Source organism: Kitasatospora sp. RG8 (genome assembly GCF_017813315.1).
In the GTDB taxonomy this organism is placed as follows: Bacteria; Actinomycetota; Actinomycetes; order Streptomycetales; family Streptomycetaceae; genus Kitasatospora.
Map to the genome: position 1 here is coordinate 167999 of NZ_JAGIYX010000002.1, position 23811 is coordinate 191809.

Annotated in this window: 19 protein-coding genes and 1 pseudogene; 11 read left to right on the plus strand and 9 right to left on the minus strand. The window is 73.6% G+C overall.

All coding sequences use genetic code 11. The features are described from left to right. Positions 1–135 precede the first annotated feature (135 nt). Entirely contained in the window at positions 136–1410 is a 1275-nt protein-coding gene (locus J5Y04_RS03695) for an SUKH-4 family immunity protein (protein WP_209410313.1), read from the minus strand. 261 nt (positions 1411–1671) lie between these two features. On the opposite strand from J5Y04_RS03695, the gene J5Y04_RS03700 reads away from it, so the two are divergent. After that, positions 1672–2322 (plus strand): C39 family peptidase, encoded by a 651-nt coding sequence (locus J5Y04_RS03700; protein WP_307852907.1) that lies wholly within the window; start codon positions 1672–1674, stop codon positions 2320–2322. Between the two features lie 105 nt (positions 2323–2427). Here J5Y04_RS03700 and J5Y04_RS03705 read toward each other — a convergent pair whose 3' ends face one another. After that, complete coding sequence (locus J5Y04_RS03705) at positions 2428–3285, minus strand: hypothetical protein (protein ID WP_209410315.1); 858 nt, start codon at positions 3283–3285, stop codon at positions 2428–2430. 258 nt (positions 3286–3543) lie between these two features. Further along, a complete protein-coding gene (locus J5Y04_RS03710) occupies positions 3544–4398 on the minus strand; it encodes a hypothetical protein (protein WP_209410316.1) in 855 nt (284 codons plus the stop codon). A 237-nt stretch (positions 4399–4635) separates the two neighbouring features. Here J5Y04_RS03710 and rpe point away from each other — a divergent pair, with 237 nt between their 5' ends. From rpe to J5Y04_RS03730, 4 genes are all read left to right on the plus strand, one after another. Beyond that, positions 4636–5319: a ribulose-phosphate 3-epimerase gene (gene rpe, locus J5Y04_RS03715; protein WP_209410317.1), complete on the plus strand. Its 684-nt coding sequence runs from the start codon at positions 4636–4638 to the stop codon at positions 5317–5319. 202 nt (positions 5320–5521) lie between these two features. Further along, entirely contained in the window at positions 5522–6481 is a 960-nt protein-coding gene (locus tag J5Y04_RS03720; protein ID WP_209410318.1) for a pirin family protein, read from the plus strand. 98 nt (positions 6482–6579) lie between these two features. Further along, on the plus strand, positions 6580–6717 hold the full coding sequence (locus tag J5Y04_RS03725; protein WP_209410319.1) for a hypothetical protein: 138 nt from the start codon (positions 6580–6582) through the stop codon (positions 6715–6717). Between the two features lie 32 nt (positions 6718–6749). Then, positions 6750–7649 (plus strand): phosphotransferase family protein, encoded by a 900-nt coding sequence (locus tag J5Y04_RS03730; RefSeq protein WP_209410320.1) that lies wholly within the window; start codon positions 6750–6752, stop codon positions 7647–7649. A 540-nt stretch (positions 7650–8189) separates the two neighbouring features. Here the strand turns inward: J5Y04_RS03730 and J5Y04_RS03740 are convergent. Next, positions 8190–8726, minus strand: a complete 537-nt coding sequence (locus J5Y04_RS03740) for a GNAT family N-acetyltransferase (RefSeq protein ID WP_209410321.1) — start codon at positions 8724–8726, stop codon at positions 8190–8192. Positions 8727–8746: 20 nt separating this feature from the next. Here J5Y04_RS03740 and J5Y04_RS03745 point away from each other — a divergent pair, with 20 nt between their 5' ends. Further along, a complete protein-coding gene (locus tag J5Y04_RS03745; protein ID WP_209410322.1) occupies positions 8747–9112 on the plus strand; it encodes a hypothetical protein in 366 nt (121 codons plus the stop codon). 90 nt (positions 9113–9202) lie between these two features. Then, a pseudogene (locus J5Y04_RS03750) lies at positions 9203–9301 on the plus strand (pirin family protein); the annotation flags it as partial. A 150-nt stretch (positions 9302–9451) separates the two neighbouring features. Here J5Y04_RS03750 and J5Y04_RS03755 read toward each other — a convergent pair. After that, positions 9452–12262, minus strand: a complete 2811-nt coding sequence (locus tag J5Y04_RS03755; protein ID WP_209410323.1) for a SpoIIE family protein phosphatase — start codon at positions 12260–12262, stop codon at positions 9452–9454. Between the two features lie 409 nt (positions 12263–12671). Between J5Y04_RS03755 and J5Y04_RS03760 the strand changes: the two genes are divergently transcribed. From J5Y04_RS03760 to J5Y04_RS03775, 4 genes are read left to right on the plus strand one after another with little or no spacing between them, the layout of a single operon-like run. Next, a complete protein-coding gene (locus J5Y04_RS03760; protein ID WP_245204212.1) occupies positions 12672–14021 on the plus strand; it encodes an MFS transporter in 1350 nt (449 codons plus the stop codon). Positions 14022–14072: 51 nt separating this feature from the next. After that, positions 14073–15401, plus strand: a complete 1329-nt coding sequence (locus J5Y04_RS03765) for a hydantoinase/oxoprolinase family protein (protein WP_209410324.1) — start codon at positions 14073–14075, stop codon at positions 15399–15401. Then, positions 15398–16513, plus strand: a complete 1116-nt coding sequence (locus J5Y04_RS03770; RefSeq protein WP_209410325.1) for a DUF917 domain-containing protein — start codon at positions 15398–15400, stop codon at positions 16511–16513. Before J5Y04_RS03765 ends, J5Y04_RS03770 begins: the two co-directional genes overlap by 4 nt. Beyond that, positions 16507–18024: a helix-turn-helix domain-containing protein gene (locus J5Y04_RS03775; protein WP_209410326.1), complete on the plus strand. Its 1518-nt coding sequence runs from the start codon at positions 16507–16509 to the stop codon at positions 18022–18024. The genes J5Y04_RS03770 and J5Y04_RS03775 overlap by 7 nt, the downstream gene beginning before the upstream one ends. Positions 18025–18108: 84 nt before the next feature. Here the strand turns inward: J5Y04_RS03775 and J5Y04_RS03780 are convergent, their stop codons facing one another. From J5Y04_RS03780 to J5Y04_RS03795, 4 genes are all read right to left on the minus strand, one after another. Beyond that, on the minus strand, positions 18109–19806 hold the full coding sequence (locus J5Y04_RS03780) for a hydantoinase B/oxoprolinase family protein (protein WP_209410327.1): 1698 nt from the start codon (positions 19804–19806) through the stop codon (positions 18109–18111). Then, the gene (locus J5Y04_RS03785; protein ID WP_209410328.1) at positions 19803–21857 is read right to left on the minus strand and encodes a hydantoinase/oxoprolinase family protein; all 2055 of its coding nucleotides are present in this window, start codon (positions 21855–21857) and stop codon (positions 19803–19805) included. The genes J5Y04_RS03780 and J5Y04_RS03785 overlap by 4 nt, the downstream gene beginning before the upstream one ends. Positions 21858–21968: 111 nt before the next feature. Further along, entirely contained in the window at positions 21969–22445 is a 477-nt protein-coding gene (locus J5Y04_RS03790) for a DUF4440 domain-containing protein (protein ID WP_245204214.1), read from the minus strand. 377 nt (positions 22446–22822) lie between these two features. Next, complete coding sequence (locus J5Y04_RS03795; protein ID WP_209410329.1) at positions 22823–23446, minus strand: TetR/AcrR family transcriptional regulator C-terminal domain-containing protein; 624 nt, start codon at positions 23444–23446, stop codon at positions 22823–22825. Between the last annotated feature and the right edge of the window lie 365 nt (positions 23447–23811).

The following is a 23811-nucleotide window of genomic DNA, read 5'->3' on the forward strand; positions in this document are numbered from 1 at the left end:
CGAACGGCTCGAACGGGGAAGGCGCTGCGGTGCCTTCGGAGGGTTCGTTGCCTTCGGGGGCGGCTTCGGTGGCTGCTGCGGAGGCCTCCGCAGCAGAGGAGAAGGCCCGGTAGGGGCGGGCCGCCCCGGGGCGGCTCAGTGGAGCAGGCCGCCCATGGCGTGGTCGTCGGCGAGGAGCTGCCAGGAGTGGTCGGGGGAGGCGAACGCGCCCGGATCGAGGGCGGTGAGCACGCCCTCGACGACTCCGCTCAGCAGCGCCTGCGGGTCGAAGAGCGCCCACGCCTCGCCGGCGGCCCCGTGCTCCCAGCGCCGCCACTCGGCGCGCATCCGCCCGCACGTCCAGAGGGTGTAGAGGAGCGCGGAGACGTCCCGGTTGAGGTAGGCCTCGGGCATGCCGGGGTCGTTCCAGGCGGGCAGCTCCAGTCGGCCGGTGGCGCCGTCGAGGGCGATCTCCAGGTCGTGCGGCCAGGCGGCGAGGGCGACGTGGTGGCGCTGGTGGTCGCGCTCCCACTCGTCGTCATCGTCGTCGTCGGGGTCGGCGTCCGGGGTGGGCACGTCGCCAGTGTCGGTGCCGGTGCCGGTGCCCGCGGCGGAGGGCTCGGGCGCGAAGTACTCGGGGTACGCCTCCACCATCGTGATCAGCGGTCCGTCGTCCGCCACGCCCAGCAGGGCGCCGCCGAGCGGCAGGCCGACGTCGGTGAGCAGCCGGAGGGTCGGCCCGTGGGTGAGCGCGCCGGGCAGTTCCTCCGGGCGGAAGCGGCGGACCTGCCCGTTCCCGGTGACGGCGGCGAGGTCCTCGGCCAGCTCCGGCCCGAACTCGTACGCGAGCCCGGCCGGCCCGCCGGGGAGCGCACCCCAGGCGAGTGAGCGCACCAGCAGGGCCGTCTCCCAGTGCGGGGGAGCGGCGCGGTGGTGCGCGAACAGCTCCGGGTCGATCGCGCGCAGCCGCTCGCGCACGACCCTGACCACCTCCGCGACGATCGCCGGCCCGCGGTCGCCGCCGAGCGCGTCGGGCTCCTCCGCGGCCAGGGCCGCCACGTCGACCTCGCGCATCAGCTCGATCAGGGCGGGCAGGCCGGAGGCGAGCAGGTCGCGGCGGAGCTCCCCGCGGCGGCGGCCGACGAGGAGGACCTGACCGGTCACCCCGTCCAGGACCACCGCGTCGCCCTCGTGGGACCGGGGGGCGGGGTAGGCGGTCTCGCCGAGGACGAAGAGGTGCTGTCCGGTGCCCCCATCCTTGGTGAAGGGGTCCAGGGGCGAGAAGTCCAGGGCCGAGAAGTCGAGGAAGGCCGCGGCCTCGGGCAGGCCCTCCTGGGTCAGGAACTCCCGGCTCGGCAGGTGCGAGAGGCGCTCCGGGAGCTGCTGGGGCTCCAGTTGCAGGCGCCCGTCCCAGTCCTGCTCGATGCCCATGACCCGCCCCCACCTCGTTGTTCCATGATCCCAATGATCGGGATGACACTAGCGGGCACTACTGACAGCCCTCGGCAGCGGGGCGGCATCGGAGCGCGAGCGGCATGGGCGTGGGCGTCGGCGCGGGCGTGGACGCAGCTGTGGGCGTGCGCGTCGGTGGCGGAGTCGTTGTCGGCGTTGTCGGCGTTGCCTTGCGGGCCGGGGTGAGTGTCGCGGGTCGGCATCGCCCGCCCGGCGTGAGAGCGTCGGGGGATGGGGACGGTGGAGCAAGGAAGCGGCGGCGACCCGGCGGTGGTGCACGAGGTGCCGTACTACGCACAGTGGGAGTCGCCGGGCCTGGTACGAGAGATCGTGACCGGCGCGGTGAGCGCGGCGGACGATCCGCGCTGGGGCGAGTCGGGGGCGGCCACGCCCGAGGAGTACGAGTACTGGTCGTGGCGGCTGTGCGGGGTGGCCTGCCTGCGGATGGCGCTGGACCACTGGTGGGGGGTGGCGCCGACAGCGGTGCAGCTGGCGGAGGAGTGCCTGGCGGCCGGCGCGTACGAGCGGGACGGCGAGCGGCTGCGCGGCCTGATCCACACACCGTTCGCCGCCTACGTCCACCAGAGGTGGGGACTGACCGCGCAGGCACGGGAGTTGACGCCGGCCGAGGTGGCGGCGGAGGTGGCCGGCGGGCGGCTGGTCATGCTGTCCGTGCACCCCGCGATCCGGGACCCGGACGGGCCCGACCCCCAGCGGCGCGGCGGCCACCTGGTCCTGGCGGTGGGTGCCACGGCGACGGCGCTGGTGATCCACAACCCGTCCGGTTTCGCGGGCGGGTCGCAGGCGTACGCGCACGTGCCGTGGCGGCAGTTCGAGCGGTTCTACGCGGGGCGGGGCATCGTGCTCGGCCCGCCCGGGGCGGACGGATGACCCCGGGCGGGCGGACTCCGGCGGACTCCGGCGAACTCTGCTGAGCTCGGGCGGCCCTGATCGGGCGGCCTTGGTCGGGTGGCCCCGGTCGGGTGGAGCCGGCCGTCAGGCCGTCGCCGCAGGCAGTCCGATCGGGTTGATCGGCGGCAGCGCGGTGCGACAGAGCGCCGAGATCGGCTTGAGGGCGGCGGCGATCCGGTCGAGTTCGGCGCGCGGGTGGTTCTCCCAGACCCGGGTGGCGGCGAGGTCGGTCGCGGCCTCCAGGGACTGGTGGCGGATCCGGCCGCACTCCGTGATGGTGCCGCGCTCGGTCAGCCAGCCGCGTTCCACCAGGCGGGCGGTGGCGGCGTCCCACTGCTCGTCGGTCCAGCCGCGCATCGGCTGCATCACGTCCCGGCGCACGTCCAGGGCGCAGCGGACCACCAGCGCCTCGCAGCCGTCCAGCCCGGCCGCGACCAGCGCGGCGACGTGCCCGTCGCCCCGGTGTTCGCGCATCACGGTGGCGGCCTGCCAGAGCCTCCCGTACAGGCCGGCCGGGCGCGGGAGGGCGGCGTTGGCGGCGGCCAGCACCCGGCCGGCGCAATCCAGGCGGGTCACCGCCTGCTCCAGCAGGTCGGCGACCAGCTCGACCTGCTTCGGCTCGACGTGCTCCAGCAGCCGCGCGAGCGCCGCCGAGGCGCCGTCGACCCGGGCGGCCAGTGCGGCGTCCGGGTCGGCCAGCTTCCAGACGTCCGGCAGGGCGCGCTCCACCATGGAGGGCGCGAAGCTGAAGAAGCCGGCGATCACCGGCGGCGCGTCGACCGGGCCCAGCGGCGCCGCGCGGCCCGCGAAGTAACCGCGCCAGGCGCCACGCAGACCGGCGGCCTCGAAGGCGGCGCGGCCCTCGGGCGAGAAGTAGGTGACGGCGTGCACCGGCTCGAAGAGCCACCACAGGGCGCGGGCGGGATGGACCAGTTCGGTCAACGGAAGGCCTTCCTCGGACGAGCGCGGCGCGCGGCGAGCGCGTGATGCCAACTGCGCACGGCTCACGGCTCACTGCTTGCGCGTGTTGCTTGGTGAAGTGCGGGATCGAGGTGCGGAACGAGGTGCGGGATCGAGGTGCGGGATCGAGGTGCGGAAACGGTGTTGCACAGGGCTGATGACCACGGCGGCGGTCACGGTAACCCTGCACGGGGTGTGATGAGGGTCACGGGGGAGGTCCGCTGCTCGGATGCGGGCGGGTTACCGGCGCACCGGCGGCATCGCGAGCGGGTTGACCGGCATCTGCTCGCGGCAGATCGCCGCGATCGGCTTCAAGGCGGCTGTCAGACGGTCGAGTTCGCCCTGAGGCAGGCTCTCCCACACCCGGCCGGCGGCCAGGTCGGTGGCGGCCTCGACGGCCCGGTGCCGGATCCGGCCGAGCTCCGTGACCGCCCCCTCCGCCGTCAGCCAGCCCCGCTCGACCAGCCGCGCCGCAGCGGCGTCCCACTCCTCGTCCGTCCAGCCGCGCATCGGCTGCATCACGTCCCGGCGCACGTCCAGCGCGCAGTGGAGCACCGGCGCCTCGCAGCCGTCCAGCCCCGCCGCGACCAGCGCGGCCACGTGGCCGTCCCCGCGGTGCTCGCGCAGCACGGTCGCGGCCTGCCACAGCCGCCCGTACACGTCCACGGGCCGGGGGAGTGCGGCGTTGGCGGCGGCCAGCACCCGGCCGGCGCAGTCCAGCCGGGCCACCGCCTCCTCCAGCGCGGTCGCCGCGGACTCGACCTGCTCGGGCTCCACCGGCGCCAGGAGCCGGGTCAGCGCCGCCGCCGAGCCCTCGGTCCGGGCGGCCAGAGCCTGCTGGGGGCTCGCGTGCGTCCACGCCGCGGGCAGCGCCCGCTCCACCATCGCCGGGGAGAAGCTGAAGAACGAGGCGATCACGGGCGGCGCGTCCACCGCGCCCAGCGGAGCCGAGCGGCCGGCGAAGTAGCCGCGCCAGCTGCCGTCCAGCCCCGCGGCCTCGAAGGCCGCACGGCTCTCGGGCTGGAGGAAGGTGACGGCGTACACCGGCTCGAAGAGCCACCACAGCGCCCGGGCGGGGTGGACGGGATCGGACATCGGGAGGCCTTCCTCGGTGGATCTTGCCGACTGGACGGGGCCGCCCGGGGGTGCCGGGGGCCGCTCAGATGCTCTTGACCGCGGTGATGGTCCCGGTAACTCAGGACGAGGTGTGATGACGGTCACGCGGTGGCCGCGGGGTGCGGTCGCCGGTCGCGCGGCACGAGATGATGGGGCGGGGTGTCCGTCGTCCGGGCAACCCAGCCCTCGCAAGCCCTCGCACGAAGGTAGTCGGCCATGTCCCAGATCAGCCCCAGCATCCTGTCCGCGGACTTCGCCCGCCTCGCCGACGAGGCCGAGGCCGTGAGGGGCTCGGACTGGCTGCACGTCGACGTGATGGACAACCACTTCGTCCCCAACCTGACGCTGGGCGTCCCGATCGTCGAGTCGCTGGCCCGCGCCACCGACATCCCGCTCGACTGCCACCTGATGATCGAGGACCCGGACCGCTGGGCGCCCCAGTACGTCGAGGCCGGCGCCGGCTCCGTCACCTTCCACGTGGAGGCCGCCGCCGCGCCCGTCCGCCTCGCCCGCGAGATCCGGGCGAAGGGCGCCCGCGCCTCCATGGCCCTCAAGCCGGGCACGCCGATCGAGCCGTACGAGGACCTGCTGCCCGAGCTGGACATGCTGCTGATCATGACGGTCGAGCCGGGCTTCGGCGGGCAGGCGTTCCTCGACATCATGCTGCCGAAGATCCGCCGCACCCGGGAGCTGATCGACAAGCACGGCCTGGAGCTGTGGCTCCAGGTCGACGGCGGTGTCGCGGCGAGCACCATCGAGCGCTGCGCCGAGGCGGGCGCGGACGTCTTCGTGGCCGGTTCGGCGGTGTACGGGGCGGAGGACCCGGCCGAGGCCGTCGCCAAGCTGCGCTCGCTCGCGGACGCCGCGACGGCGGACGCCTGGTGGGCCTGCCGGCACTGACCCGCGGTGTCGGCAGCCGGGGCGCGGGACCGCACGCGGGCCCCCGTCCCGGCCTCCGAGCCCCGGGCCCCGCGCCAGCCCCGCGCCCCGGCCCTGCGCCCGGCCGTCGTGGGTGGAGGAACACCCCGGGTTGATGGATGATCGTTGCCGACGACCCTCCGGCCCCGGCCGGCCCCGACCCGTACGGTGGTGGATCCGCGACATGAGCAACCTCGATCTCAAGCCCGCCCCGACCCCCTGCGGCGGGCAGACCGGCACCGGCCCCGTCCGGGAACTGCTGACCGGACGCCAGGTCCCGCTCGGCGAGAGCACCGTCGTGCGCCGTCTGCTGCCCAACCTCGGCCGACGGATGGTCGGCGCCTGGTGCTTCGTCGACCACTACGGCCCGGACGACATCGCCAACGAGCCCGGCATGCAGGTCCCCCCGCACCCGCACATGGGGCTGCAGACCGTGAGCTGGCTCCACCAGGGCGAGGTCCTGCACCGCGACAGCCTCGGCAGCCTCCAGACCGTCCGCCCCTACGAGCTGGGCCTGATGACCTCCGGCCGGGCGATCTCCCACTCCGAGGAGTCCCCGCGCCCGCACGCCCGCTTCCTGGAGGGCGCCCAGCTCTGGGTCGCCCTCCCGGACGCCCACCGCCACACCGCCCCCGCGTTCGAGCACCACGCCGAGCTGCCCGTCGTCACCGCCCCGGGCCTGCGCGGCACCGTCATCATGGGCACCCTCGACACGGCCACCTCCCCCGGCACCGCCTACACCCCCCTGGTCGGCGCCGACCTCGCCCTCACCGAGGGCGCCGACCTCAAGCTCCCCCTCGAACCCGGCTTCGAGTACGCCGTCCTCTCCATGTCCGGCAGCGTCGACGTCGACGGCGTCCGCGTCGAACCCGGCTCCATGCTCTACCTCGGCAGCGACCGCCGCGAACTCCCCCTCCTCGCCCGCACCGACTCCGCCGTCCTCCTCCTCGGCGGCGAGCCCTTCGAGGAGAAGCTGGTCATGTGGTGGAACTTCATCGGCCGCTCCGGTGAGGAGATCACCCAGGCGCGGAACGACTGGGAGCAGACCTCCCGCTTCGGTGACGTCCACGGCTACGACGGCGCCCGCCTGCGGGCCCCGGAGCTCCCCGCGCTCCCGCTGAAGCCACGAGGGCGCGTGCGCTGATCTGCGGTAGTGCTCGCCAGGGGCGTGCGTACAAGGTTGCGGGCCAGGAACGTAGCCTCGCGGAAGCCTGCCAGCTGGCCGGCCGTACCTACCTTCAGGTGCCTGAGGCCCACCGTACGGAGATCCTGGGCTCCCGCGCGCGGGCGGTGATCGACGTACTTCCGACCCGGCTGCGTTCGGTGCGCGTGGTCCGCGAGCTGGGCGAGATTCTGACGCTCCCGTCGGGAGCGATGTGACAGCGGGGCGGTCGTCCGCCAGCCTTACGGGTATGAGTGCACCGAGCCGGATCGGCGGCTTCAGTGAGTCCGAAGTGAACCGTGTCCTCGAAGCCGCATGCCGGGCGGCTGGCCTGGACGCGTCAGGCGCCACCGTCCTGCGCGGACATACCAACGCGGTCTTCCTACTGGCCTCCAGCCCGGTGGTGGTCAAGATCGCGCGACGCGGTTCGAACATCGCCGAGGTGCGCCGGACCGTCGAACTGGTCGAGTGGCTGGTCGGTATGGATTTCCCGACCGTCCCCCTCCTGTCGCTGGAGCAGCCGGTCCTCGTCGGCGGGCACGCCGTCACGTTCTGGAAGTACATACCTCAGCCCGATCATCCGGTCGCAGCACAACAACTCGCCGCTCCGTTGAGGATGCTCCATCAGCTTCCGGCCCCACCGTTCCCGCTCCGGTCCCTCGACACCGTCGGTGCGATCCGTCGCTCGCTGACCGCTATCACGGCGCTCCCCGACGAGGATCTGCAGTACCTGTCCGCCCGCCTCGGCAGGTTGGAGAAGTCCCTGGCGGAGGTCCGCTTCGCCCTGCCGCCGGCGTTGCTCCAAGGCGACCCGCAGCACCGGAACGCGCTGTACGACGGCTCGGCGGCCGTGCTCTGCGACTGGGACACGGCCAGCTACGGGGAGCCGGAGATCGACCTGGTGACGATCGAGATCCACTGTCGCCGGTTCGGGTACGGCAAGGCGCACTACGAGGCCTTCGCCCGGTCCTACGGCTTTGATGTCGTCGAGTGGCAGGGGTACCAAACTCTGCGGGACCTGCGCGAGTTGAGGATGATTACGACGAACGCGAAGCGCGCTGCGGCGGGTTCGGAAACTCTGGCGGAGGTTGTCCGACGTGTCTCCGGGCTGCGTGAGGGCGATGACGGGCTGCGCTGGCACATCCTGTGACGCCCAGCGATTCCGCGCTGCCGCCCCGCGAGGTGATCGCGGGGCGGCAGCGTCGGCGGTGGGTGCGGTGCCTGTACGACGCCAGAGAGGGGCGTCGCGGTGAGCCGGCTGATGTTATCGGCTGTCTTGAGCGTGTGGTAGATCAGCGGTCGCAGGTCCGCGGGCATCTCGCTGCTCGGCTTGAGCATGAGGACGGCGCCCCGTGATCGAGTTCCGCCACAGGACCGGTGCGGCCACGGAGTCCCAGCCGGCCATGCCCTCCTGGCGACCGACGCCGAAGCCGAGTTGCCGGAGTTCCGCCAGGGAGGCGGCGAGCGCGGTGTTGTCGCGGATGACGCCGGGGCCGGCGGTCGCGGGTACTTCCTCGGCGAGGACCTGGTTCTGGATGGTCTGGGGAAGGCGGTGCGGAAAGGTTGCCCGACATGGCCGGTACGGCACCCCACTGCACGTCCCGGACGAGGCCAAGACGCGGTCCGCGCCTGCGCCTGCCGGCCGGCTGCGGATGCAGGATTGCGATCCGGGTAAGGTGCCGACCGTTCTTCAGATGATGCAAGTTCGGATCATGGCCACGAGTGGCGGCGCATCAGGGTTCGGCTGGACCTTGTTGAAGGCCTTGTAACCCCAAGCCTCGTACAGCGCGAGCACTTTGCCGTCCCCGGCTGCGGGGTTGACCATGAGAGTGATGCACTTCTCGGGGCGGTTGCCGGCGAGTTCCTCATGGATGCGGTGAGCGGCGCCAGTACCGCGCCATGGCGAGCGGACGCCCAGCTCCTTGAGCGCGAACACCGGGTCTGCGGTGAGCTTGGAAGTCATTGGTTCAGCCAACCGGGTCCACCAGCGGTCTCCGGATTCGATGGTGTTGCCGTAGGCATAGCCGATCGGCTCGTCCTGGTCGTACCCGAGGACGGCTTCGAATCCGGGCTCACCGCCGTGGCGGTCGAGGCGTTCGGCGAACGTGGGGACGGCGTAGTTGGGCAGGTGGAGCAGTGGCGCTCGGACATCCGAGTAGAGGTCGATGAGCGTCTGGCGTGCGAGGGGCGTCAGTTCGGGGAAGTGGCGCAGGTCCGGCTCCGTCACGCGGGTGTCCTTCGGGGGTCGTGGGTGTACTGGTTCCACAGTTGCGCATGGGGACTGCTCGGCGCCACATCCTTCAGGGCCGCGCCGAAGCGGTCGAGCATGCCGGCGACCCGGGGGTGCGCGGCGAGTTCGGCGGGGATGCCCATGGCGGTGGTGACGGCGGGTTCGAGGCGCTGGCCGGCACGGCGGATGAGGTCACCGGTTCGGCGGCCGTGGAGGCGGTTCTGGGTCGATGCGGTGCCGCCGGAATGATCACGACCTGGACCGCTGTGGTCTACGAACCGGAGACCCGCTGGGCCTCGAACACGACGGCCGGGCGAACGATGGCAAGGGCGTGCGCGGGCGGCGCACCGCCCCTGCCCGCCCGGACCGTCGGTCGGCTCTGAAACCCGTCGACGGGGGCCGCCAGCCTGCCCCGTCCGGTCGCCGACGACGCCCACACTCGACAAGCAGCCGGGCGATCTACCGGTCGGCAGACCTCCCGCTTCGGTGACGTCCACGGCTACGACGGCGCCCGCCTGCGGGCCCCGGAGCTCCCCGCGCTCCCGCTGAAGCCGCGGGGGCGGGTGCGCTGACCTGGTGAGATGCGATCTGGTGCCACATGCGTGTGCCATTCCTCCCGCGGAGTGGGTCGGAGGCCTCTGCGGAGACGGCGCGTGCGGTCGGACCGGCACCGTCGGGCGGCGGCTGACGGCCGGGTGGGGGCGGGGTGCGCGCGGGCCGGGCTAGAGCAGCATGGCCTCGAACTGGTGCGCCGGTGTGATCAGTGGTTGTTCGGACCAGATGACCTTGCCCCGGGCCGTGTACCTGGTTCCCCAGCGCTCGGCCATCTGCGCCACCAGGAACAGGCCCCGTCCGCCCTCGTCCGTACTGGCGGCGTAGCGCAGGTGCGGGGCGGTGCTGCTGCCGTCGGAGACCTCGCAGACCAGGCTGGTGTCGCGCAGCAGGCGGACGCGGATCGGCTGGGTGCCGTAGCGGATGGCGTTGGTGATCAGTTCGCTGAGGATCAGCTCGCTGGTGAAGGTCAGTTCCTCCAGGCCCCACGCGGTCAGCTGGTCGGCGCATTCGGTGCGGATGCGGGAGACGGCGGCGAAGTCGTCGGGTACGTCCCAGGTGGCGACCTGGTCGGGCTCGAACAGGCGGGTGCTGGCGATGAGGAGCGCGATGTCGTCGCTCGGGCGTGGCGGGACCAGCGCGTCGAACACGGCCCTGCAGGTCTCCTCGGGGGATCCGCCGGCTCGGGTGCCGGTCAGGGCGGCGTGCAGTGCGGAGAGCCCGTCGTCCAGGTCGCGGTCGCGGGTCTCGAGCAGCCCGTTGGTGTAGAGGACCAGCGCGGTGCCGGGTGCCAGCTGGAGTTCGGTGGTTTCGAAGGGCAGGCCGCCGACGCCGAGGGGTGGGCCAGCGGGCAGGTCGACGAGTTCCACGGCGCCGTCGGTGTGGACCAGTGCGGGCGGTGGGTGGCCGGCCCGTGCCATGGTGCAGTGTCCGGAGACCGGTTCGTAGATCGCGTACAGGCAGGTGGCGCCCGTGACGGCCGACCGCTCGCCCTCGTCGTCGCCTTCCCCCGCGGCCGCCTCGCCCTGGTCGAGCCGGACGACCAGGTCGTCGAGGCGGGCGATCAGTTCGTCCGGGGGCAGGTCCAGGGCGGAGAAGTTGAGCACGGCTGTGCGCAGTCGGCCCATGGTGGCCGCGGCGTGCAGGCCGTGGCCGACGACGTCGCCGACGACGAGTGCCACGCGGAAGCCGGGCAACGGGATGACGTCGAACCAGTCCCCGCCGGCTCCCTGCTGCGCCGGCAGGTAGCGGTAGGCGACGTCCAGGGCGCCCTGTTGGGGCAGGCCGTGGGGCAGCAGGCTGCGCTGCAGCGTCTCGGCCATGCGGTGCTCGCGGGTGTAACGGCGGGCGTTGTCGACGGTGATCGCCGCGCGGGTGACCAGTTCCTCGGCGAAGGAGACGTCCTCTTCCCCGAACGGCTCGGACTCCCCGGTACGCCAGAAGTTGACCTCTCCGAGGATCAGGCCGCGCGCCTGCAGTGGCGTGGAGATCAGCGAGTGGATCCCGTAGGCGAGCATCCGGTCGGTGTTCTCCGGGTCGCGCGCCCGCCACGCCTGCGCCCGGTGCAGGTCGGCGGCGAGTGAGGCGTGCCCGCTCTCCAGGGCGGCGCCCTCCGGGGTGGCGGGGACGAAGCTGATCAGCGACCCGACGGGGTAGAGCGGCCAGTCGTCCCTGATGCCGCTGACGGCCGTACGGCGGATCTCCGGGCCACCCGCCGTGCCCGTGCCCGGCGGCGGCTCGTCACCGCGCAGCACCGGGTCGGCCAGCTCGACCGTGGCGAAGTCCGCGAAGCGGGGCACCGCCACGTCGGCCAGCTCCTGTGCGGTCCGCACGATGTCCAGGGTGGTGCCGACCCGCAGTCCGGCGTCGTAGAGCAGCTGCAGCCGGGCCCGCGCCGCCTCGGCCTGCCCGGCCAGCGCTCGCAGCTCGGTGGTGTCCCGGATGGTTGCGACGCTGCCGGGCCCTCCGCCGAACGGCGCGGTGGGACGGTTGTTGACGGCGAGCAGCCGGTCCTTGGCCAGGTGCACCTCGTCGGTCGAGGCCCTCCCGGACGCCAGCAGTTCGGCCAGGCCGGGGTTCAGGCCGAGTTCGGCGACGGGCCGTCCCTCCACCTCGGGCGGTAGCTCCAGCAAACGCCGGGCCTCGTCGTTCGCCAGCAGCACCCGGGTGTCCGCGTCCACGATCAGCACGCCCTCGCGGACGGCGTGCAGCACCGCGTCGTGGTGCTCGTACATCCGCGTCATCTCGGGCGGGCCCAGGCCGTGCGTCTGGCGGCGCAGCCGCCGCCGCACCAGCAGCGCCCCGGCCGTGCCCGCGGCGAGCGCGGCCGCCGCGCCGCCGAGCAGGACCGGCAGTTGCCGGCTCACATCGGCGCCGGTGTGCGCGACGGTGTAGCCCACCGACACCAGCCCGGCGACCGAACCGTCCGGCCTGGTGGCAGGCGCGGTGGTGTCCACGACCCGTCCGACGGGGGTGCCGAAGCTGCTGGTGAACGGACCCTTGAACGCCGCCCCGTACGCGCCGACGACGTGCGTCCCGATCTCCTCGGGGTTGGGCGCGGTGTAGGCGGTTCCCTCGCGGCTGAAGATCACGACGTAGTCGAAGCCGCCGTTCTTCCTGACGTCCTCGGCCAGCGGCTGCAGTGTCGCCGACGGGTCGGCGCCGTCCAGAGCGGTCACCACCATCGGGACCTGTGCCAAGGTGACCGCCGCGGCACGGGTGCGCTGCTCGGCCCCGTTCGTACTGTTGGTGCGCGCCTGGAGGATGAGCGCCGTCAGCGCGGCGCCGATCAGCATCACCACGACGATCAGCATCCACAGGAACACCTGCCCGGCGACGCTGCGCACCCGCAGCCGGGAGGGCAGCCGACGCCATGGCGACCGGCGCTTCGCCGCTTCGCCCGTCTCCTCGCCGCCAAGGGCCTCGCTGGCCTTTCGCTGCACTGGCTGGCCTCTCGCTGCGTCGGGGCGGTCCCCGCACATCCGAGTCTCCCTCCCACGCTGCCACCCGGCCCGCTGACGTGCATGTCCGAAGATCCGCCCGATCGGCGGGCTCGCCTCCGGCGAGCCCCCGGTGATCGGCTCGCGCCCGGCCCGGCGCCGCCGGCGTTGCCTTCCGACGCTGCTTTCGGCACCGCCGGCGTTGCTTCCGGTCGGGACGAGCCGGTAGCGGTCGCACGTCGACAGCGCGGTACGACGGGTTCCTGGCCAGGGCGCCGCGCTCCCGTCACGGCGCCGCGCCGCTGCCAGTGCTCCGGGCATACTCGCGGCCCCCCGATATGTGCCCGGAGCACGGTTGCGGGCGTGGTGACCTGTTTAGGGTGCCCGCATTCACATCGCCACACCGTGTCCGATGGTGTGTCTGTCGGTACCAGTGCCAGGAGGGCAGCCGATGAGCGCAGTCTCAGTAGAGTCCGGAGTCGCCGAGGTCCCGGACGGGGTCGGCGGTCCGCAGCCCGTGGGCGCCTACTTCGAACGGATGCCGTTCGGGCGGGCGCACGTGATGGTTGCCCTCGCCCTGTTCATGGCCTTCGTCGTCGAGTCGTGGGAGCAGCTCGCGCTGGTCTACGTCTCCGCCGACCTCGGCGACGCCCTCGCGATCGACGAGGGGCGGATCGGGTGGGTCCTCTCGGCCGTGGCCCTGGGCATGATCCCCGGCTCGCTGGTCTGGGGGCCGGTCGCCGACCGGATCGGGCGGCGGGCCGTGTGCCTGTGGAGCCTCGGTTCGTACGGCGTGGTGGCGCTGGCCAGCGCGTTCTCGCCGGACTTCGCCACGCTGATGGCCGGCCGGGTGCTCTCCGGGATCGCCCTCGCCGGGATCTACACGATCACCTTCCCGTACTTCATGGAGCTGCTGCCGTCCAGGATGCGCGGGCGGGCCGCGGTGTACCTGTCGATCGGCTGGCCGGTCGGTGTGCTCGCCGCCGTGGGGGTCACCCAGGCGCTGTCCGGGGCGGGCTGGCACGTCGTGGCGATCGCCAGCGCGCTGGCGGGGCTGTGGGTGTTCGCGATCCGGGCCTGGGTACCGGAGTCGCCGTACTGGCTGGCGGCTCGGGGGCGGCACGCCGAGGCCCGGTCGGTTCTGCTCAGGCTGGGTGCCGAGGTGCCCGAGGGCACCACGTTCGCGGTCGTCGAGCCCGAGCGGGCCGGCAACCCGCTGGCGCTGCTGCGTGGACGGCTTCTGCGCATCACCGTGCTCATGCTGGTCGTGAACTTCGCGTTCAACTGGGGCTACTGGGGCTTGCAGACCTGGCTGCCCACCCTGCTCGTGGAGAGGGGGCTGAGCATGTCCGGCAGCCTCGGCTTCGTGGCGCTGAGCGCGCTCTTCATGATCCCCGGCTACGTCTCGGCGTCGTACCTGACCGGTCGCTTCGGCCGGAAGAAGGTCTTCCTGCCATACGTGGGGGCCGCCGCGGTCAGCGGAGTGGCGTTCGCCTACGCGGGAAGCCTCACCGAGCTGTACGTCGCCAACTTCGCGCTGTCGTTCTTCAGCCTCGGCGCGTGGGGCGTCTGGAACACCTGGAACGGTGAGTTCTACCCGACCGCGTTGCGCGGTACCGGCTACTCCTGGGCCACCGCGGCTCAGCTGCTCTCCACTTCCGTCGCTCCGTCGGTGGTCGGCTACCTGCTGGCACGGGCGACCGGGTTCGAGTCCACGGTGCTGTTCATCACCGCGTTCCTGGTGGTGGCCCTTGTCGTGGCGGTGCCGCTGCCGGAGACCGAGGGCCGCGAGCTGGAGTGACATACCAGGCTGGAGTGACATACCAGGACAGACGGTGACAGGATCATGCGGGTGAGACTGGGAGTGGACGTGGGACGCGCCACCACCGTCGCCGTGCTGGTCGCGCCCGGTGGGCAGACCGTGGCACGGGCGGTGGTGGGCAGCGTCCCCGGCACCGGGGACTGCCTGCGCGCGGTGCTCGCCGCGCTGCCCGAGGGCCGGGCAGGTGAGGTGGACGCCGTCGCCCTCACCACCGACCTGGAGCGCGGGCCGCTGCGGCTGCGGCCGGTCGCCACCCTGCGGATCTCCCCGCCCTGTCACCCCTCGCTCGGGCCGCTCGCAGGCTGGCCCGAGCGGGCCGTCCGCGCGGTCGGCCCGCTCCGTCGGGTCGTCGACGGCGGCTCCGCGCTGACCGGCCGACGGCTCGCCCGGCTCGACCGGGTGGGTGTCGTGGACTTCGCACGGCAGGCCGCCGCCGAGGGCGTCACGGCGTTCGCGGTCGCGGCGGCCGGTGCGCTCACCCGCCCCGCGCCGGAGCTGGCCGCTGCCGAGGCCATCGCCGAGGCCGTGCCCGGGGCGGAGATCACGCTGTCGTACGAGCTCGGGCGGTCGGGGCTGCGCGAGCGCGAGAACACCGCGGTCCTCAACGCCGCCCTGCGGCCGTGGGCCGTGCGCCTGACCGACACGGCCGAACGGGCCCTGCGAGCCGGCGGCGTCCGGGCGCCGCTCTTCCTGGCCCGCAACACCGGCGGACTGGTCTGCGCCTCCTACTTCCGCCGCTACCCGGTCCTCGCCACCGCCTCCACCACCGCGAGCGCGGTGCGCGGCGCGGCACTCGCGGCCGGGGCCGGGCGTGCGGTCGTGGTCGACGTCGGCGCCGAGGAGATCCGGTGCGTGAGCGTGACCGACGGAGAAGCGGAACGCTCCGACGCCGGTCCCGGCCTCGGCGGCGTCGACCTGGACCTGGACCGGATCCGCGCCGACGTCCTGGCGCGCGGTGACGGGTCGCTGGCCGGTGCCGAGGAGGTGGCCGCCCTGGCGGCCGGAGTCCAGCGGCGCACGCCCGGAGCCGTCCTGCTCGCCGCCGGCGGGGAGCCCTGGCTGGTCCCGGTCCGCACCCCGGATCCGGCGGCCGCTGTCGCGACCGCCGCGTACGGGGCCGCCTGCTCCGAGATCGCCGTCGAGGTCGACCAGGTCGCCGTCGCCGGCAGCCGTGCCGAACTCGACCGGTTCCTCGGCCTCGCCGGTGACCAGGCCATGGCCCGGGTGGTCGCCGCGGGTGCCGCCCCGGCCACCGCCCGCCTCGCCTTCGCCGTTCACACCCCGGTCTCGTACCTCCCCGAGGGGGTCCACCGTCTGCGCGCCCGCGCGCTCGGCCGGCCGACGGGATCGCCGTCATGACCCAGGAGCGTGACCTGCCGGTCGTGCTGGACCTCGCACGGTTGGAGGAACTCGCGAAGGGGGCGCTGGTGCTCGCCGCCGGGGCCGAGCAGTCCTCGCACCGGGCGAGTCTCGAATGGGCCCGAGCCGCGATCGGCGAGCACGGGCCGGTCCCGCTGCTCGACACCGCGGCTCTGGGTGCCGAACGGCTGTGCGTCACCGTCAGCCTGCTCGGGTCCTCGGCCGCACTCGCCGAACACCTGCCCACGGGAGAGGAACCGCGCCGGGCCGTCCAGGCGCTGGAACGGCACCTGGGGCGGGCGGCGGACGCCGTGGTCGCACTCAACACCGCGGCCGAGAACGCCCTGCTCTCCGTGGTGACGGCGGCGTCGTGCGGCCTGCCCCTGGTGGACGGCGACGGCTGCGGGCGCGTGCTCCCGCTGCTGGAGCAGACGACGTTCACCATCGCGGGAATCGATGTCGCCCCGGTCGCGCTGGCCACGCCGGCCGGGGACGTGGTCGTCGTGGAGGCCGCCGTCAGCCGCGTGGAGGAACTGGTCCGGCCGCTGGTCCTGGCGGCAGGCGGTTGGGCGGTCGCCGCCTGCTACCCCATGGACGGTGAACGACTGGCGACCGCCGCCGTCCCCGGCACGGTGAGCCGGGCCCTGGCGGCGGGGCGCGCGCAGGGGGACCCGTTCGCGCCCTGGCAGCCGCGGCCCCGCCGCCTGGGCACCGGGCGCATCACCGCCGTGGAGCATCCCGCATCGCCCGGGCCGGACACCGTCGGGAGGGCGGGCCTGCCGTCACGGCCCACCAGTGTGGTCGTCTCCGAGACCGAGGGGCTGCACCGGCGGTTCCGGCTGGAGGCGCACAACGAGGTGCTGCTGGTCCTCGCCGACGGCGCGCCGGTCGCGGCGGCGCCCGACCAGATCCTGATGCTCTCGGTGGCGGACCAGCGCGTGCTGGACGTCGAACGCGCCGTGGCGGGCATCGAGGTCGAGATCGTCGTGATCCCGGCCGCACCCGCCTGGCACTCGCAACAGGGCCGCCGGCTGGCTGCCGCCGGCGGACTCGTCCTGCTGGGCCCCGGCGGGGACGAGGAGAGCCGAGGACCGGAGGAGGCGCCATGGTGAGACGTTCCGACCTGCCGGCGCCGATGACGGTGGCCGAGCTGGTTCAGTACGGCCCGCTGCCCGGCGTGCGCCTCTTCGGTGAGGCCGGGCGCGACGTCGAGGTCCTCGACGTGCGGATCGTGGACCGGCGCGAGGACCTCGACGGCCTTCGCCCCCACACGGCGGTGGTCCTCACCGACGCGCTCGCCCGAGCCGGCTGGACGGTCGAGATGGCCCTGCGCAAGGCGTGGGAGCACGCGGCCGCCTGCGTCGTCGTGCCCGAGGCGGCGGTGGCCGCGCATCCGCCGGGCGCCCTCGCGGACAGGCTCGGGGTGCCGCTGCTGCTGATCGGCGAGGACGCGTTGGAGGGCGCGGTACGGATCGCCGCCGCGGTGTCCCGGCCCGATGCCGGGCGCACCGCGCTGCTGGCCCAGGCCGCACAGCGCCTGGCCGACGCGGGACCGCATGCCGACCGCGTGCTGGCGGCGCTGCACGCGGTGCTGCCCGCGACGTCGGTGGCGCTCACCGACCCGGTCGGCGGACTGCTGACGGGGCGGCGGGCCGTCCTGGAAGCGGCGGATGCCGTGCGGGTGGAGGTGCCGGGGCCCGACGGGCGGCCGCTGGCCGTGCTCGTCGCCGACTCCCGTTCGAAGACGGTGGGTTGGGCGACGACGGTCGCGGCGGTGCTGCGGCTGGCGGTCGCGCAGCTGATGGCGTGGTCCGCCACTCGACGCCTGGCGGAGGAGCAACTGGGCCGTAGCAGCGAGCTGTTGCTGCATCGGCTGACGGGCGCCAACAGCAGCGGGGAGGAGGCTCACGCCCGGACCCGCACCGAGGCGGCGGCGCTCGGCTGGGCACTGTCCGGTCCGCTGATCGCCTTCGCCCTGCGGCCCGCCGTGGATGCCGTGGATGCCGGGACCGGGCCGGAGCCGGGACCGGCGTTGCGTGCGCTCTGGGCCAGGCACGGCACCGGCGGGCCGATCGTCGCGTCCGGGGACTGCTGGGTGTCCTGGTGCTCCGCGGCGGCCGACAAGCCGGACGCGGGCCCGGAGGTCTGGCTGCGGCAGGCCGAGGCACAACTGGCCTCGACCGTCCGCGCCATGGCGGCCTACCTGCCGGTCGCGGGGGGAGTGGCCGGCCCGGCCGCCGGCCCCGACACCCTCGGCGCGGCACTCGCCGATGCCCGGGCCGCCGCGGCGGTCGCCGCCGTACCCGGCTCCGTGGTCCGCGCCGACCGCATGGGACCGGCCCAGCTGCTCTCCGCGCTCCCCACCGACACGCTACGACGGCCCGCCGAGGTCGTGCTCGGTCCGCTCCTGCGCGCGGACCGGGACGGCACGCTGCTGCGCACGCTGGCCGTGGTCCTGGACCAGGGAGCCGCCCCGTCGGCGGCGGCGGAGATCCTGGGCGTGCACCGGAACACGGTGTCGGCCCGGATGGAGCGCATTCGCTCGCTCGGCTTCGACCCGGAGGACCCGGCGCAGCGGCTGTCGTTGCACCTGGCCTGCCGCGTCCTGCTCGCGGAGTCCTGAGGGAGGGCGCCACGGGAAGGGGCCCGGTCGCCGAGTGGGGGGAGTCGGCAACCGGGCCCGGATCAGGGGTGGTGGGGCAGAACGTCAGACGTCCACGCCGTAGGCGGCCGCCGCCCGTTCGCGGGTGAGCAGGCCCTGCCGGAGGTCTTCCCGTACGGCCTCGGCGGGGCGCTCGGCGACCGGGCCGAACCCGCCGCCCCCGCCACTCTCGCAGCGCAGCACGTCGCCCCGGTGCACCGCCAACGCGTTGACCTTGAGCAGTTCGCGTTCGTCGTCCCGGCCGGGGTTGAGGACGACGCGGGGCGGTGCGCCCTCGCCGCCGCCGAAGACGCCCCAGGCGGGGGTGACCGAACGCTCCCACCACAGCGACAGGTTCTGGTCGGCCTCGAAGCTGTACTCGCGCACCACGCCGTTGCCGCCGCGGGTGCGGCCCGCTCCGCCGGAGTCGGGGCGGACGGCGTACTCGGTGACGCGCACCGGGAAGAGGGTCTCCAGCACCTCGACGGGCATGTCCCGCAGGGAGCCGTTGACGTTGTTGATCAGGCAGGACTCGCCGTCGTCGGTCTGCCAGGCGCCCCAGCCGCCGACGGTGGCCTCCTGGGAGACGAACAGCCTGCCGTTGCGCGGGTCGGTCCCGGTGAACTGCACGATCATCGAGTCGCCGTAGCTGGCGGCGGCCGCCCGGGCGGGTACCGCGGGCGCGAGCGCCTTGACGACCAGGTCGATGACCAGCCCGAGGTGGGAGTAGTAGTACTGACAGGCCGCCGGCTCGACGGCGGCGAGCATCGAACCCGGCCGGGTGACCACGTCGAGCGGCCTGAACGATCCACCGTTGAGCGGGACGTCGCCGCTGACGAGCAGCTTGTAGCCGACCCGGCAGGCGGCGACGGTCTGGGCCGCACCGCAGTTGACCGGGCCGGTGGCCTGGTCGGCGCAGTCGGTGACGTCCATGGTCATCCGGTCGCCGGAGATCTCGACGCGCACGGTGACGTGCAGCGGGGTGGCGAGGTCGATCCCGTCGTTGTCCAGGTGGCCGGTCGCCACGTAGACGCCGTCCGGGATGGCGGCGATCTGCTCGCGCTCCAGCCGTTCGGTCTGGGCGAAGATCGCGTCCCGCGCGGCGAGGACGGTCTCCGATCCCCAGCGGCGGACGATCTCGGCGAACCGGCGGGCGCCGGTACGGGCGCAGGCGACCTGGGCGCGCATGTCGCCGAGCGTCGGCTGCGGGAAGCGGACGTTGCGGGCGATCAGCGCGTGTGCCTGCTCGCAGGGCTCGCCGCCCTGGTAGATCCTCAGGGGGCCCATCCGCAGGCCCTCCTGGTAGATGGACGTGGAGTCCATCGAACCGCCGGGGTCCTTGGAGCCCATGTCGATCCAGTGCGCCCGCGAGGCGGCGAAGCCGATGAGTTCGCCGCCGTCGGCGGTGTCGTCGGCGAAGATCGGGGCGTACACGGTGACGTCGTTGAGGTGGGTGCCGCCGATGTAGGAGTCGTTGAGGACCCAGACGTCGCCGGGACGCCAGACCTCAGCGCCGTACATCTCCTCGGTGGCCCGGGTGCACACCTCCAGGTTGCCCAGGAAGATCGGCAGGCCCGAGGACTGGCCGAGCACGTTGTGGTCCCGGTCGAGCAGTGCGACCGCGCAGTCCTTCGCCTCGTAGATGGTGGGCGTGTAGGACGACCGGATGAGCGTGGTGTTCATGTCCTCCGCGGCCTGCAGCAGCGCGCAGCGGATGATCTCGGTGGTGACCGGGTCGATGGCCCGGGTGCCGGCGTCGGTCATGCCGTGGCTCCAACCTTGTTTCCGACCTCGATGACGAGGAAGCCGTTCTCGTCGACGGTGACCGACGAGTCGGGAGGGACGACGGTGGTGGAGGTGGCCTCCACGATGACGGCGGGTCCGTCGACGCGCCGGCCGGGTGCCAGCCGCTCGCGGCGCAGGACCGCGGTGTCGTGCGGCCGACCGCCGAAGACGACCTGACGCCGCTGCACGGTGTCGGAGGTGTTCTCGTCGGCGGTGTACGGCACGGCCGCGATCTCGGGCAGTGCCCCGAGCGCGGTGCTGCGAAGGGTGACGAACTCGACGGGCGCCTCGGGTGTGGCGTGCCCGTAGCGGCGCTCGTGCAGTCGGGCGAAGCGCGCGGCGGCGGTGGTGACGAAGTCGTCGGCGGCCGGCTCGGCAGCGAACAGCAGGGGCACGGCGAGGGTGTAGTCCTGGCCCGCGTACCGCATGTCGACGACGTGCTCGACGCGCCGCCGCTCCACGGGGACGCCCTGCTCGGCGAGTTCGGCCAGCGCCTCGTCCTCCAGGCCGGCCAGGGCCCGGGCCATGGCCTCGCCGTCGAGGTCGTCGCCCGAGGTGAAGAACTGCCGGGTCAGGTCGCGGCGGACCTCGGTTCCGAGCATTCCCCAGGCGGAGAAAGCCCCGGGGAAACGCGGAACGACGACCTCGCGGATGCCGAGCTCACGGGCGATCTCGACGGCGTGCATCGGGCCCGCCCCGCCGAACGCCAGCAGGACGAACTCCCGGGGCTCCAGGCCGTGTTCGACGGTGAGGGTGCGGATCGCCTGGGCCATCTTGGCGTTCGCGACGTCGCAGATGCCGCCCGCCAGTTCCAGCGGGTCCAGGCCGAGTTCGCCGGCGAGGGTGCCGACGGCCTGCCGGGCCGCGGTCACGTCGAGCGTCATGTGGCCGCCCGCGAACCACTCCGGATCGACCCGGCCGAGCACCGCGTTGGCGTCGGTGACCGTGGCCCGGGTGCCGCCGCGCCCGTAGCAGGCGGGCCCGGGCACAGCGCCGGCCGACTCCGGGCCGACGCGCAGCCCGCCGGCCTCCGCGTAGGCGAGGGAGCCGCCGCCGGCGCCGATGGTGTGCAGGTTGACCAGCGGCATGAGGACCGGGAAGCCGTCCGCCGATCCCTCGTTGGAGACGTCGGGGCGGCCGTCGAGGACCAGCGAGACGTCGAAGGAGGTGCCGCCCATGTCCACGCAGATCGCGTTGGGCCGGCCCAGCAGACCCGCCGCCGCGGCTCCGCCCATGGTGCCGCCGACCGGCCCGGACAGCAGCGTCTGGAGCGGGTGGCGGCGGGCGTGCGCGGCGTTCACGATGCCACCGGAGGACTGCATCACCTGGACCGGGACGGTCAGGCCGTGCTCGGCGAACCGCCCCTCGATCCGGCTCAGATACCGGCGCACGACCGGGCCGGTGTAGGCCTCCAGGACGGCCGAGGACGTCCGCTCGTACTCGCGCCACTCGCCGGCCACCTGGTGCGACAGCACCACGACGACGTCCTCGCCGAGCTCCTGCTCGAGGATCTTCGCGGCCAGCAGCTCGTGGTCCGGGTTGACGTACGAGAAGAGGAACGAGACGGCGACCGCGTCGAAGCCCTCGTCCTTCACGCGCCGGGCGGCGGCCCGCACGGCGTCCTCGTCGAGCGGTTCGAGCTCGGCGCCGCGCCAGTCTAGGCGGCCGCCCGCCTCCACCGTGTCGCAGCGGTCGACCAGCGGCTTCGGCTTGCGGTAGTGCAGATCGAACATCCGGTCCCGGTTGCCCCGGGCGATGTGGTACACGTCCCGCATGCCGGCCGACGCGAGCAGCAGGACGCGGGCGCCCTTGCGCTCCAGCAGGGCGTTGAGGCCCTGCGTCGTGCCGTGCACGAAGAAGGAGATGTCGCCGGGCGAGTCCACCGCCCGGCCCAGCGAGGCGAAGACCCCCTCCGCCAGGTCTCCCGGCGTCGTCGGCGCCTTGGCCGCGAAGAAGGTACCGCTGTCCTCGTCATAGGCGACGACATCGGTGAACGTCCCACCGATGTCCATGGCCACCCGATACGTCATGCCGCCTCCCGGCTTTCTCCAAGGGATCGCCGAGGACGCTAGTCCGGGGCCTCCGGGAGGAGCTGTGCGCGGCGCACGGGTGGCGGTCCGCCACAGTGCGCCGCGCCCGGTTCAGTGATCCCCGACCGGGACCCCGCCCGGCTGCTGCACGTCCTCGTGCAGGTGGACGATGCGCCATGCGGCGTCCTCGCCGCGCCGCAGGACGGCGGTGTTGCGGACCGACTCGGGGCGCAGTTCGCCGGCGTCCGGGTCGGGCGCGAAATCCACCCGCAGCCAGAAGCGCAGCACCGCGATGTCACCGAAGACGTCCACCACCTGTCCGTACGGCTCCAGCCCGGTCTCCACCGGGCCCTCGCCCGTAGCCGGGCGGGCCTCCCGCACCCGGTCCAGGTCCGGCTTTCCGAAGAGCAGCTCGGCGGTCCCGGAGTCCCAGACGGTGGCCTCGGGGTCGAGACAGGCGTCGATCCGCGGGCGGTCCCCGGCCGCGTAGGCCTCGTACATGGCGGTTATCACCTGCCACACGGCTGCGGCGTCGGCCGGCTCCGCGCCCGGGCGGGCGGCGGCGGGAAGACCTGGGAGTGCGGGCATGGCGGGGCCTCCTGAAGGGTGGGGGTGGGGGAGCGCGGCCGGTCGAGCGGCGGCGGGCAGCCAACCTACACACTCCCGCGACCGGATCAGGCCACCCGGTGGGGACGATCGTCGGGCCGGTGACCGGCCGGTGTCGTGGAGCAGGGACGGCCGGTCGCAGGAGAGCGTCGGCGAGTCGTTGAAACGTCGCCATGGACTGTCCGGTACCCCCGCGGCCGGCTCCAGGCCGAGGTCGAGGGACACCGTCGCCCGGCTGGTCGGGGGCGGCGCGATCGCCGGCTCCGCCCTCACCCGGACATGGCGTTCGAACGCTCGGTGACCGTCAACGGCCTGACCCTCGACCGGACTGTCGTGTCGGCCGCGACGCCGTCGGTGTGTCAGCCGTTGTGCGGGGCCCGGAGGTCGTTCAGGGTCTCCTGGTAGCTGCGGATCAGTGCGGCGAGGCCGGTCTCGAAGGCCTGCTCGCGGAAGTCGGTCGGGGCGTTGCGCAGCGGTTCGAGGCCGGGTGGGAGCGCCTCGTCCGTCCACGCCGCGTCGTGCGGCTGGTTGAGGTGGAGCGCGGAGCCGATCAGGAGGTACTCGATCGACTGGACGACCGCGAGTACGTGCTCCTCGGGCCAGCCGGCGGCGCGCAGCGTGGTGAACGCGCAGGCGTACGCCTGCAGGGCGGCGGCGGAGCGGGTCGGCCGGGAGGCGAGCAGCGGCACCATGTTCGGGTGGCGGGCGAGGGCGGCGCGGTAGGAGCGGGCCCAGGCGTCCAGGGCGGCGGTCCACGGCCGGATGGCCGGATCGAGCTCCATCTCGGCGACGATGAGGTCGCCGATGCCGTCGATGATCTCGTCGCGACTGGAGACGTAGTTGTAGAGCGACGGGCCCTTGACGCCCAGCCGGGCGGCGATGCGGGTGGTCGAGAGTGCGGCGGCGCCCTCCTCGTCGACCAGGGCGAGGGCGGCCCGCATGATTCCGTCCCGGGTCAGCAGGGGCCGTGACGGCCTGCCCATCTGTTGGTCCTCTCGTCCGCTGGTGGTTACCCCCCGGTATTGGTCCTCGTCGTGGGCTAGTGTACGTTCTCGCCAGGCAAAACTACTGGTTCTAGTTTTAGGGTGCCGACGGGTGGCTCCTGGCGTCTCCCCTGTGGCGCCGAGCCAAGGCCTCGACGGGCAACTCGCCTTCGCGGCACCGGCCGACGGCGGACTTCGGCCGCAGCCCGAGTGGCCCCCTCGATGGACCGGTAGCCTCCCGGACCCCCTCGGGTTCCTCCTGAGGGGGGCCTTGCCGCGCCGCCGCCTGGCATGCCCTTGACATCCTGTTGATCGCATGCCGGGCGGCTTCCCTGCCCGCCTTACGCCGAAGGTGACCCTCCGCA